At 73.2% G+C, this 11,837-nt stretch carries 10 protein-coding genes; 1 reads left to right on the forward strand and 9 read right to left on the reverse strand.

Annotated features, from left to right (window positions below; translation table 11 throughout):
* Window positions 1-228: 228 nt before the first annotated feature.
* The 8 genes from OG247_RS05980 to OG247_RS06015 all read right to left on the reverse strand — a co-directional run bounded on the left by OG247_RS05980 (window position 229) and on the right by OG247_RS06015 (window position 8,948).
* A complete protein-coding gene (locus OG247_RS05980) occupies window positions 229-2,946 on the reverse strand; it encodes an ATP-binding protein (RefSeq protein ID WP_327251226.1) in 2,718 nt (905 codons plus the stop codon).
* Window positions 2,947-3,071: 125 nt separating this feature from the next.
* Window positions 3,072-3,488, reverse strand: a complete 417-nt coding sequence (locus OG247_RS05985; RefSeq protein ID WP_327251227.1) for an ACT domain-containing protein — start codon at window positions 3,486-3,488, stop codon at window positions 3,072-3,074.
* A 144-nt stretch (window positions 3,489-3,632) separates the two neighbouring features.
* Complete coding sequence (locus tag OG247_RS05990) at window positions 3,633-4,079, reverse strand: hypothetical protein (RefSeq protein WP_327251228.1); 447 nt, start codon at window positions 4,077-4,079, stop codon at window positions 3,633-3,635.
* Between the two features lie 149 nt (window positions 4,080-4,228).
* On the reverse strand, window positions 4,229-4,456 hold the full coding sequence (locus tag OG247_RS05995) for a DUF397 domain-containing protein (RefSeq protein WP_388495840.1): 228 nt from the start codon (window positions 4,454-4,456) through the stop codon (window positions 4,229-4,231).
* A gap of 141 nt (window positions 4,457-4,597) precedes the next feature.
* On the reverse strand, window positions 4,598-5,773 hold the full coding sequence (locus tag OG247_RS06000; RefSeq protein ID WP_266911458.1) for a thiolase domain-containing protein: 1,176 nt from the start codon (window positions 5,771-5,773) through the stop codon (window positions 4,598-4,600).
* Complete coding sequence (locus OG247_RS06005) at window positions 5,770-6,828, reverse strand: thiolase domain-containing protein (RefSeq protein WP_327251230.1); 1,059 nt, start codon at window positions 6,826-6,828, stop codon at window positions 5,770-5,772. Before OG247_RS06005 ends, OG247_RS06000 begins: the two co-directional genes overlap by 4 nt.
* Entirely contained in the window at window positions 6,828-7,790 is a 963-nt protein-coding gene (locus tag OG247_RS06010) for an OB-fold nucleic acid binding domain-containing protein (RefSeq protein WP_327251231.1), read from the reverse strand. The genes OG247_RS06005 and OG247_RS06010 overlap by 1 nt, the downstream gene beginning before the upstream one ends.
* A gap of 357 nt (window positions 7,791-8,147) precedes the next feature.
* Window positions 8,148-8,948: a crotonase/enoyl-CoA hydratase family protein gene (locus OG247_RS06015; RefSeq protein WP_327251232.1), complete on the reverse strand. Its 801-nt coding sequence runs from the start codon at window positions 8,946-8,948 to the stop codon at window positions 8,148-8,150.
* 174 nt (window positions 8,949-9,122) lie between these two features.
* Between OG247_RS06015 and OG247_RS06020 the strand changes: the two genes are divergently transcribed.
* Window positions 9,123-10,766 carry an acyl-CoA synthetase gene (locus OG247_RS06020; protein WP_327251233.1) on the forward strand — a complete coding sequence of 548 codons (1,644 nt, stop codon included), beginning with the start codon at window positions 9,123-9,125 and terminating at the stop codon, window positions 10,764-10,766.
* A gap of 134 nt (window positions 10,767-10,900) precedes the next feature.
* Here the strand turns inward: OG247_RS06020 and OG247_RS06025 are convergent, their stop codons facing one another.
* A complete protein-coding gene (locus OG247_RS06025) occupies window positions 10,901-11,791 on the reverse strand; it encodes an alpha/beta fold hydrolase (protein ID WP_327251234.1) in 891 nt (296 codons plus the stop codon).
* Window positions 11,792-11,837 lie beyond the last annotated feature (46 nt).

Here is an 11,837-nt window from a genome sequence, read left to right on the forward strand (position 1 = left end):
CCTACCCGCCCTTCGCCCGTTCCCCGGGGTTGTGCCCCGGACCCCCTGGGGCTCCGCCCCAGACCCCGCGCCTCAAACGCCGGCGAGGCTGGATTGTGCCGCGCAGCGGCACATTCAGCCCGTCCGGCGTTTGAGGACCGGGTCCGGGCAGAGCCCGGGGAACGGCGGAAGGGCGGGTAGGGGACAGCCCCGCAGGGCTGCTCCTCCGCTACGGCCCCGACCGGCCGGTCAGTGGGCGGTGGCCGGGGCGGCGCCGGGCACGGGCGGCACGGGGAGGCCCGGCACCGCCCCGCCGAGGGCGAGCAGCGCGTCCATGATGGTGGCCACCAGGCCGTCCGCCGCGCAGGCGCGGGCCGCCACCCCCGCACGCTGCAGGATGTCGGCGTCTCCCCGCTCCTCCCCCAGCGCGGCCAGCGCGAGCGCCAGCTCGTAGGCCGCCGGCGAAGCCGACAGGACCACCACGGCCTCCTCCAGGAGGCCCGCGCGGTCCTGCGGCGAAGCCACCTCCGCGGCCACCCGCAGGGCCTGGCCGATGCCGGACGCGGCCCCGAAGGCGCGGGCCCTGCGTACCGCCTCCTCGGCCAGCTCCCGCGCACGCGCCGGGTCCTCCGCGGCCACCGCGCGGGCCAGGTGGAGCCGCCAGGGGCACCAGGACGGGTTCTGGATGCCCCTGGGGGTCAGCCGCCGGTCCACCGCCTCCAGCTCCGCCGCCGCGGCCTTCGCCTGGCCGCGGGCCAGCAGCAGTTCCGCGTAGACGGTCTGGGAGTCGGGGAAGACGACCGCCGCCGGGAAGGGCTCCCCGTACTCGTGTTCCCGGGCCAGCTCCCAGGCCTCCTCCGCCCGGCCGCGCGCCAGCAGCGTGGTGACGAGGATCGCGATGGCGTACCAGTGCACCGGCGTGCGCCGTCCGACGCGCTCGGCGAGGCGCAGTCCGGCCCGCGCCAGCTCCTCCGCCTCGGCCAGCCGCCCCCGGCGGTAGCGGATGTAGGCGCGCAGGCTGTAGGCGAAGGACAGGTGCGCCCCGCGCCAGCCCTGCCGCTCGAACTCGGCGGTGCCGGCCTCGAACAGTTCCTCGGCCCGCTCCGGCCGGTCGGCGTACATGTGCACCATCGCGACGAGCACCGGGACCTCGAAGCCCCGGTCCGCGTACGCCCAGCTGAACTCGGTTTCCAGGACCCGACCGGCATGGTGGAGGACCACGTCGACGGGCTCCCCGCGCAGGCAGGCGTCCCAGGCGCGCAGCCCGATGACGTACCGCTCGGTGAGGTCCCGCCCGCTCAGCCGGTCCGCGAGCTTCGCGAGCCGCCGGGAGCGCGCCGGGGAGTCCGGCTCGGCGGCGTTGAAGGCGTCCCACATGAACTGCTCCGACTGCAGGCGCAGCCGGCCGCGTACGTCCTGGGTGTACGGGATCTCGCGCGCGAGGCATTCCGAGGCCTCGGCCAGGCGGTCGCTGTGCGAGAGCACCTGGGCCAGCCGGATGACGATGCCCTGGCGCAGCGCCGGGTCCTCGAAGGGCTCCGCGAGGGCGGCGCGCAGGTGGTTGACGGTGTTGGCGGGCTCGGTGAGCAGGGAGGCGCAGCCCAGTTCGTACAGGACGGCCGCCCGCACGTCGAAGTCCGGGGGTTCGCGCAGGGCCCGTGCGAGCTGCCGGCGGGCGGCTTCGGGGGCGCCGGCCCGGAGGTTCTCGCCGGCGGCCTCGCGCAGGGTGCGCACCACCCAGGGGTCGTTCTCGGGATGGGTCTCCAACAGGTGCCGGGCGGCGGCGGAGGGCCCGAGTCCCGCGTCGACCACGGCCGCGGCGGCCTTGCCGTGCAGGGCGACGCGCAGGGCGTCGGGGATCGCGCGGTATATGGCGGTGGCGATGAGGGGGTGTACGAACTCCAGCCCGGCGGCTTCGTCGGCGGCGGCTTCCTCGGCGGCGGCCGACAGGATGCGGGCGTCGCGCAGCCGCCCGGTGGCGTCGACGGCCTCCTCGGTGCCGAGTCCCGCGACGCGGGCCGCGAGTTCCCGGGGGATGTCGGTGCCGAGGACGGCGCAGGCCCAGGCGAAGCGGACGGTGGAGGGGCCGAGGCTGTGCAGGCGGGCGACGAGGCCGCTGCCGCGCTGGGCGGCGGCGAGGTCGCGCAGCAGCGGTGCGCTGGCTTCGACGGGGGCGAGGCCCTTGTCCCGGACCTTCGCGGTGAGCTCGACGGCTTCGAAGGGGTTGCCGGTGGTGACGGCCCAGGCCTCGCGGCAGAACGCCTCGTCGGCGTGGTCTCCGACGGCTTCGCGGACCAGGCCGGAGACGGCCTCGGCGGTGAGCGGTGCGAGGCTCAGTGGGCGGTGTCCCGCGCGGCCGGGCAGCGTACGGAAGGCCTCGGCGTGCGCGGGCAGTTCGTCGGGGCGGTAGGCGACGACGAGGAGGAGCGGGAGGTGTTCGGCGCGCGGGGCGAAGGCGGCGAGCCAGGAGAGGGATTCGGGGTCGGCCCAGTGGGCGTCGTCCAGGACGAGGGCGACGGGGGCGCGCTGCACGACGAGGTGGGTGAGGACCCAGTCCAGTCCGTCGCGCAGGCCCTGGGGGTCGGGCGGGGCGCTCTGTTCGGCCGCGCAGAGGCCGAGGGCGGGGCCGACGATGGAGTACCAGCTGCCGAGGGCTTCGCGCAGTTCCGCGTCGGAGGTGCCGGCCAGTTGGGGCTGGATGAGCTGGCGGGCTACGTGGAAGGGCTGGCTCTGCTCCTGTTCGCCGCCGCGGGCCGCGAGGACGGTGCAGGCCTTGGTGTGGGCGCGGCGGCGGACTTCGCCGAGGAGCGTGGTCTTGCCGAGGCCTGCGGGTCCGGAGAAGGCCAGCAGCGCTCCGCCGGCGTCGGGGCCCGGGTCCGTGAGCTGGTCCAGAGCTTCGTCGACGGCGGTGAGCTCCATGTCGCGTTCGAACATCGTGCGCCGTTTGCGGGTCCGGCGTTCCGTCATGGCTGGTACCCCCCAGGCCTGTTCGGGGGTTCAGCGTACGCCCGCGCACGCGCCCGGGAAGCCCCGTGCGGCAAATAGAGCTGATCTTCTTTGGCGGGCCGCCGGAAGGGGTACAAGCGGACGGCTCAGTCCTGTGCGGAGCGTTCCGCGAGCGCTTCCAGGACGGCCACGGCCTCGGCGGCCCGGGCGGCGTCCACGAAGAGGTGGTCATGGTGGTAGCCGGCGATGACGTTGCAGCTCAGGCCGTGTGCGCCGAGTTCGGTGGCGAAGGCGGCGGTGAGGCCGACGGCGTCGAGGGAGGAGTGGACGCGCAGGGTGATCCAGCCGGCGGTGTACGTGTAGGGGAGTCCGGCCCCGTCGGCGTCCTCCTGGCTCAGCACGAGGGTGAGCCCTTCGGGTTCCAGGACGGAGGCGACGGGGGTGAGCCCGGCCAGGGCCTGCGGGTCGGTGTCGCCGGGGATGGTGCAGAACACGTACAGCCCGTCGTTCAGTTCGGGCCGCATTCCGCTCAGCAGCTTCCGCAGGTCGTTTTCTCCGCTCATGCCGCCACCGTACCGGTCATCCCGTTATGGCCGGTACGACACCCCTGGCCGGCTGTCTCGCCAGCCGTCCGGTCCGTCGCTGGGTCACTCGCCCGGTCAGTCGCCCGGTCAGTCGCCCGCTCCGCCGCTCGGTCCGTCGCCCGGTCAGTCGCCCTCGTAGAGCCGCCGGTGCCACCAGGCGCGCGGACGGCCGCTCCAGTCCACCCACCCCCCGGCGGACGGGACCGGGTGCGGGAGCGTGCGGCGGCGGAACTCCTCGTCCAGGCCCCGCAGCACGCGGCCCAGCGCGGTGCGGGCGACCGGCGGCAGCTCCCGGTACAGGTCTCCCAGGTCGTCCCGGACGACGGCGATGTCGTCGCGTGCGCAGCCGGGGCAGGCCGGGCACTCGGAGGGGACCAGGAGCAGGGGGCTGCCGGGACCGCTCAGGAAGGTCCGGTACCGGTTCAGCAGGTCGACGATCTCGTAGCCGCGTCCGGGCCGGGCCCAGTGCGCGGCAGCGGCCGCCGCGGACGACAGCCGGTCCACGGGCGGGAGTTCCCACGCCCAGGCGGGCGGCCGCCTGTTGTCGTACGTTCCTCGTTCGGCGCGCATCGCGCCGGGCCGTCTACGCGGCATCGCCCTTTCGGCGGGTGATCGTCATGGCGGCCATGATGCCGAGGACCCTTCGGGTCCGGCAAGGGGTTTACGGAGCCCACCGGGGGCGGCGGCTCCGCGCCCGGTGAACCTTTCCGGTCACAGCACTAGGTCAGGTCGAACTCCCCGCCCCGCGCGTTCAGGACGAACTTGCGCCACTCGTCCGGCGCGAAGATCAGCGAGGGGCTTTCGGGGCGGTCGCCGTTGCGCATCGCGATGAACCCCTCCACGAAGGCGATCTGGACGTCACCCGACCCCCGGCTGCTCGACTGCCAGTCCGCCTCGGTCAGGTCGAGGTCCGGCTTTCCCCAGCCGGCGGGCGCCTTCGAAGTCATGCTCTCTGCCACGTGCGTGCTCCTCCCGGTACTCCCGGTTCGTCGTCCGGGGGCCAGGTTAGCCATCGCGCGCCGTGCCGCACAGGCCACGGTGCGTCACTCGTGGCCTGTACGGCACGCGGCCCGGAATCCGGCTTCCGTTCAGGAGCCCGGCTGCTCCGCCCCCACCAGCCACATCGCGAAGAACTGCGCCCCGCCGCCGTACGCGTGCCCCATCGCCCGCCGGGCGTCCGGGACTTGGTGCTCCCCGGCCTGACCGCGCACCTGGAGGGCCGCTTCCGCGAAGCGGATCATGCCCGAGGCGCCGATGGGGTTGGTGGACAGCACGCCGCCCGAGGGGTTGACGGGCAGGTCCCCGTCGAGCTCCGTGACTCCGGCCTCGGTGAGCTTCCAGCCCTCGCCCTCGTCGGCGAAGCCGAGGTTCTCCAGCCACATCGGCTCGTACCAGGAGAACGGCACGTACATCTCCACGGCGTCGATCTCCCGGCGCGGATCGGTGATCCCCGCCTGCCGGTAGACGTCGGCCGCGCAGTCCTTGCCCGCCTGCGGGGACACGAAGTCCTTCCCCGCGAAGAGGGTCGGCTCGCTGCGCATCGCCCCGCCGTGCACCCAGGCCGGCGGCTTCGGCGAACGGGCCGCGCCCGCCCGGTCGGTGAGGATCATCGCGCACGCCCCGTCGGAGGAGGGGCAGGTCTCGGAGTACCGGATCGGGTCCCACAGCATGGGGGACGCCTGGACCTTCTCCAGGGTGATGTCGTGCTCGTGCAGGTGCGCGTACGGGTTCTTCAGCGCGTTGCGGCGGTCCTTGTACGCGACGAGCGAGCCCACCGTGTCGGGGGCGCCGGTGCGCCGCATGTACGCGCGCACGTGCGGGGCGAAGAACCCGCCGGCTCCCGCCAGCAGCGGCTGCTGGAAGGGGACGGGCAGCGAGAGTCCCCACATGGCGTTGGACTCGGACTGCTTCTCGAAGGCGAGGGTCAGCACCGTGCGGTGGACCCTGGCGGCGACCAGGTTGGAGGCGACGAGCGCCGTGGAGCCGCCCACCGAACCGGCCGTGTGCACGCGGAGCATGGGCTTGCCGACGGCGCCGAGGGCGTCCGCCAGGTACAGCTCCGGCATCATGACGCCCTCGAAGAAGTCGGGGGCCTTGCCGATGACGACCGCGTCGATGTCCGCCCAGGTCAGCTCGGCGTCCGCGAGCGCCCGCGCGGCGGCTTCCCGTACGAGTCCCGCGATGGAGACGTCGTGGCGGGCGGCCACGTGCTTGGTCTGGCCGATGCCGACGATGGCCACCGGCTCCTTGCCCGTCGTGCTCATGCTCGGTCCCCTTCCAGGACGGCGACCAGGTTCTGCTGGAGGCAGGGGCCGGAGGTGGCGTGCGCGACGGCCCGGTCGGACTCGCCGCGGTGGATGCGGGCGGCCGCCTCGCCGATCCGGATCAGGCCGGCGGCCATCATCGGGTTGGCGGCGAGCGCTCCGCCGGAGGGGTTGACGGCGACGTCCCCGCCGAGTCCGAGGGCCTTGCGGAGCACGACTTCCTGGGAGGAGAACGGCGCGTGCAGCTCCGCGGTGTCCACCGGGGCCTCGAACACGCCCGCGTGTTCGGCGGCGATCCGCGTCGACGGGGAGTCGGTGAGGTCGCGCAGTCCGAGGCTGTGGGCCTCGATGCGGTGGTCGATGCCGGTGATCCAGGCGGGCCGCTCACACAGCCGGCGGGCCACGTCCCCGGCGGCAAGGATGACGGCGGCCGCACCGTCGCCGATGGGCGGGCAGTCGCCGGTGCGCAGCGGAGCGACCTGGTACTCGCCCTGCGCGACGGCTCCGCTGAGCTGGGCGTGCGGGTTGGCTCCCGCGGAGGCCCGGCTGCGGGCGCCGATCGCGGCGAGCCCGGCTTCGTCGGTCTCCCCCGCGTCGATGAGCGCCTGGGCCTGGAGGGCGGCCAAGGCCACCGAGTCGGGCCAGAGCGGAGCGACGTAGTACGGGTCGAGCTGGCGGGTCAGCACGTCGCGCACCGACCCCGGCGAGGATTTCCCGTACGAGTAGACGAGCGCGGTGTCGGCCTCGCCGGTCTGGATCTTGACCCAGGCCTCGTAGAGGGCCCAGGCGCCGTCCATCTCCACGTGCGATTCGGAGATGGGCGGCCAGGCGCCGACCCCGTCGAGGGTCATGGTGAAGGAGAAGGCCCGGCCGGCGAGGTAGTCGCTGGAACCGGAGCAGGTGAAGCCGATCTCCCCCGCCTTCAGTCCGGTGGCGGCCAGCACTCGGTGCAGGACCGGCATGACCATCTCGACTTCGCTGAGCTCGTCGGTGCGGCGCAGGTGGTCGCTCTGCGCGAAGGCGATCACCGCGACCTCGCGGGCGTATCGGGCCATCAGATGAGCTCCTTGTACACGTCGTAGTCCGCGTCCGGCTCTCCGGTGGGGCGGTAGTGGTCGGGGTAGCGCCCGCCCTCGGTCCAGACGGGTTCGACCCGCAGCCCCATCCGCACCTGGTCGTATGGGATGCCGCCGATCCGGCCGTGGAGGGCGAGGCCGGCGCCGTCCAGGGCGATGTGGGCGTAGACGTACGGCACTTCGATATCAAGATTCCTGGCCTTGATGTTGACGATGCAGTAGGTGGTGACGGTGCCGGCCGGCCCGACCTCGACCCGGTCGCTCGTCGCCACCCCGCAGGTGGGGCAGGCGCCGCGCGGGGGGACGTACACCTTGTGGCAGGAGGGGCAGCGCTCGCCGATGGTCTTCTGCTCGGAGAGCCCGGCGATGTACGCGGTCTGCGCGCGGCCGGGGCTGTACGAGTAGTCCAGGCGGGCCTCGGCGACGATCCCGGTGACGGCGTCGGCGAACTCCCCGCTGTGCGGCGTCGCTTGTGCGCCCGCCGCCCCGTCCCCGGCGGGCTCGAAGCAGGCGATGTCGGTGATGGCGCCGGTCCGCTCCGCGGCCCACCGCACGCGGACCCGCATGCCGGTGGTGACGGCTTCGGGGCCGGGGGCGTCGAGGGCGTGCAGGATCGCGGTGTCGGCGCCGTCGAGCCGGACGAGCACCCAGGCGAAGGGCGTGGCGAGGGGCTGGTTGGGGCGCGGCGAACCGTTCCAGGCCCAGGTGGTGACGGTCCCGGTGGTGCCCACCTCGACCAGGTCGCGGATCTCCTCGGCGGTGACGGGGTCGTACTCGACGGGCGGCACCATCACCTTGCCGTCGGCGGTCGTGACCCCGAGGACGACCCCTTCGCGCAGCCCGGTGAGGAAGGCGCTCTGCACGGGTCCGAGGGAGCGGGTGAAGGGGAACTCGACGACGAGGGGTGCGCGGAGGATCTCGGGTGGCGACGCGGCTGTCATGGGTGGGTCTCCGATGTAGGGGGCGGGGCACTCGCAGCCCCGCCGGGCGAATCAGGCTCTGCAGGTCCCCGTGGGCTCCGCCGGACGAATCAGGCACCGCCGGGCCAATCAGGCACCGCCGGGGCCAATCCAGCCCCTCCGGCGTTTGAGGAGCAGGGGTCCGGGGACTGGTCCCCGGCAACGGCGCCGCACCCGTGCATCCGGCCCCGCCCCGCGAACCAGGCACCGCCGGGGCCAATCCAGCCCCTCCGGCGTCTGAGGAGCAGGGGTCCGGGGACTGGTCCCCGGCAACGGCGCCGCACCCGGACCGCGGACCGCCCCACCGGAACGGGTGGGCCCGGCGCGGGGGCGCGGAAACTACTCCCGCCGATACAGCGCGGGCCGCTTCTCGGCGAACGCCCGCGCGCCCTCCTTGGCGTCGGCCGTGTCGAAGATCGGCCACCCCCGCAGGAGTTCGGAGGCGAGCCCCTCAGACTCCGTCATCTCCGCCGTCTCGTAGACGGACGCCTTCACCGCCTCCACCGCAAGCGGCCCACACGCGTTGATCCGCTCCGCGATCTCCAGCGCCGCGGCCAGCGCCGTCCCGTCCGGTACCACCCGCCCGATGAGCCCGATCCGCGCCGCCTCCTCGGCCGCGTACGGCCGCCCGGACAGCAGCATCTCCAGCGCGTGCGTCCGCGGGATCTGCCGCGGGAGCCGTACCGTCGAGCCGCCGATCGGGAAGAGCCCCCGCTTGACCTCGAACAGTCCGAAGGTGGCTCCCTCCCCCGCGACCCGGATGTCGGTGCCCTGGAGGATCTCCGTGCCGCCCGCCACGCAGTAGCCCTCGACCGCCGCGATGATGGGCTTGCGCGGCCGGTGGTGGCGCAGCATCGCCTTCCAGTGCAGGTCCGGGTCGGCCTTCAGCCGGTCCCGGTACTGGTCGCCCGCCATGCCCTTGCCGGCCAGGGCCTTCAGGTCCATGCCGGCGCAGAAGTCCCCGCCGGCCCCCGTCAGCACCACCGAGCGGATCGTGTCGTCCGCGTCGGCCTCCAGCCAGCCGTCGTACAGCCCCACCAGCAGCGGCAGCGAGAGCGCGTTCTTCGCCTCGGGCCTGTTCATGGTGAGCACCAGCGTGGCTCCGTGGCGTTCCACGGTCAGGTGTTCTGTCCCACCCATTGCCGTCCTCCCGTCTCAAGACCTAGAACAGGTTGCAGGAGGGGCCGGTGCAGTTCAATAGTTTTCTGACACCCAGTCAGATTTCTTGGACGGTCCCCTTCCCTGTTGGGGTTGGCGACGCTCTAATGACCGCCGAGCAGACCAGCCATGGGATTTTCTGGGTCAGGAGGACCGGTGGAGTACAACATTGCCGACCTGTTCGAGTCGGTCGTGGACGTGGTCCCGGACCGCGAGGCCCTCGTGTACGTGGACCACCCCGGGACCGGCGCCGAGCGCCGCCTCACGTACGCGGAGCTGGACGCGGCGGCGAACCGCATCGCGCACCATCTACTGGACAGCGGCCTGAAGGCCGGTGAGCACCTGGGCCTGCACCTCTACAACGGCATCGAGTACCTCCAGACCGTCCTCGCCTGCCTGAAGGCCCGCCTGGTACCGGTGAACGTGAACTACCGGTACGTGGAGGAGGAGCTCGTCTACCTCTACAACGACGCCGACCTCGCCGCGCTCGTCTTCGAGGGCGAGTTCACCGAACGGGTCGCGGCGGCCCTCCCGCAGACGACGAAGCTCCGCCACCTGATCCGCGTCGGGCCGACCCCCGAGGGCGCCCCGGAGCCCTCGATCGCGCCGGTCGCGTACGCCGACGCGGAGGCGGCCGGCACGCCGGAGCGCGGGTTCCCGCCCCGCTCCCCCGACGACCTGTTCATCATCTACACCGGCGGCACGACCGGTATGCCCAAGGGCGTCATGTGGCGCGCGGAGGACCTCTTCTTCGCCGGCCTGTTCGGCGGCGAGCCCACCGGAGAACCGGTGAAGCGTCCCGAGGAACTGGCCGAGCGGGTCGCGGCGAAGGGCGCCGGGCTGACCTTCTTCCCCGCGCCGCCGCTGATGCACGGCACGTCCACGCTGACGTCCTTCATCGCCTTCAACTACGGGCAGCGGGTGGTCATCCACCGCAAGTACGCGCCCGAGGAAGTGCTGCGCACGATCGAGAAGGAGAAGGTCTCCAGCGTCTCGCTGGTGGGCGACGCCATGCTGCGACCGCTCATCGACGCCCTCAACGGGCCCCTGAAGGGCACCGACCTGTCCTCCCTCTTCAGCGTCTCCTCCTCCGGCGCGATCATGTCGGAGACGGTGCGCGCCGAGTTCCAGGCGCTCGTGCCGAACGTGATGCTCCTGAACAACTTCGGCTCTTCCGAGTCCGGCTCGAACGGCCGCGCGACGAACGACTCCAGCCCGGAGAAGGGCTTCCGGCTGGAGGTCAACGAGCGTACGCAGGTCGTCGACCCGGTCACCCACGAGCCGGTTCCGGTGGGCGAACCGGGACGGCTCGCGCAGCGCGGGTACGTACCGCTGGGCTACTACAACGACCCCGTCAAGACCGCGGAAACCTTCTTCCAGAAGGGATCCGAGCGGTGGGTGTTGCTCGGCGACATGGCGACCGTTGACGAGCAGGGCATCGTCACCGTCCTCGGCCGCGGCTCCCAGTGCATCAACACGGGCGGCGAGAAGGTGTACCCGGAGGAGGTCGAGCAGGCCCTGAAGTCCCACCCGGACGTCTACGACGCCCTGGTCGCCGGGGTCCCGGACCCGAAGTGGGGCAGCCACGTCGCCGCGGTGGTCCAGATCCGGGAGGGCGCCGCCGACCCGACGCTGGACGAGATCCAGGCCCACTGCCGCACCAAGCTGGCGGGCTACAAGATCCCGCGCCAGCTCGTCGTCGCCCCCGCGATCCAGCGCTCTCCGAGCGGCAAGGCGGACTACCGGTGGGCGAAGTCGGTGGCCACGGAGGCGGACGCGGGCGCGGACACCACGAGCTGACAACGCGCCGCATCGCATCGCATCGCCCGCCGGCGGGCCGGGGCCCTGAGGGGTCCCGGCCCGCCGGCGTGTTCGTACGCACGGGGCCGGGCGCCTGCTTCGACCGTACGCGCCCGGCCCGGTGCGGCCGCCGTTCAGGCCCCGGTGGCCAGGAACCGCTCGACGCGGGCCGCGAACCACGGCGCTCCGTCCAGCCACGGGAAGTGCCCGCCGCCCCGCTGCACGTCGACGACGCCCCGCGCGAAGAGCTGCGCGAGCCGGGCGGCGAGGGCCGGGGAGGGATTGGAGTCCAGCTCCCCGGCCAAGACCAGCACCTCTCCGGCGAACCGGCCCAGCGCGGCCCGGGTGGCGGGCGGGTCGAAGGCTCCCGGACCGGCGAAGGCGGCGGAGGCCTCGGCGTTCTTCTGGACCGGGCTCAGTGCCGCGTGGGCGCGCGCCTCCCCGTCCCAGCGCCCGTAGGCGAGCGGCATCGCCGCCGCCCAGTCGGCCTCGGCGGGAACCTCTCCGGCGGCCAGGGCGGCCAGCGCCCGCTCGTAGGCCGCGATGGCCGTGTCGTAGGGCTCGCTGCCGCCCCTGCGGCGGACGTCCGCGAGGCGGGCTTCCGGGGACTCCGTGAGGTCCACGGCCCAGCAGGTCGGCGTGATCATGGCCAGTCGGCGCACCCGCCGCGGGTGGGCCGCCGTGTAGAGCAGGGCCAGGTTGCCGGCGGCGGAATGGGCGAGCAGGTCGACGCCGTCCAGGCCGAGGTGGATGCGCAACGCCTCGACGTCGGCCACCTGGTGGTCGACCCGGTACGTCGAGGGGTCCGCCGGGACCGCGGAGTCCCCGGTGCCGCGCAGGTCGAGCAGGATCAGCCGGCGCCCGGCGGACAGTCCGCCGAGGTCGCCCAGGTAGGCGGAGGCCCGCATGGCGCCGCCCGGGAGGCAGATCAGGGGCTCCCCTTCGCCCTGGACGTGGTACGCGAGTTCGGTTCCGTCATCAGCGGTGAAGGTAAAGGTGCAGGTGGAGTGCGTGGAGGTCGACATGGACACAATCCCAGCAGACGATCACTCGTTCGAGTAATTGATTTGG

The sequence above is a fragment of the Streptomyces sp. NBC_01244 genome (assembly GCF_035987325.1).
Lineage (GTDB): Bacteria > Actinomycetota > Actinomycetes > Streptomycetales > Streptomycetaceae > Streptomyces.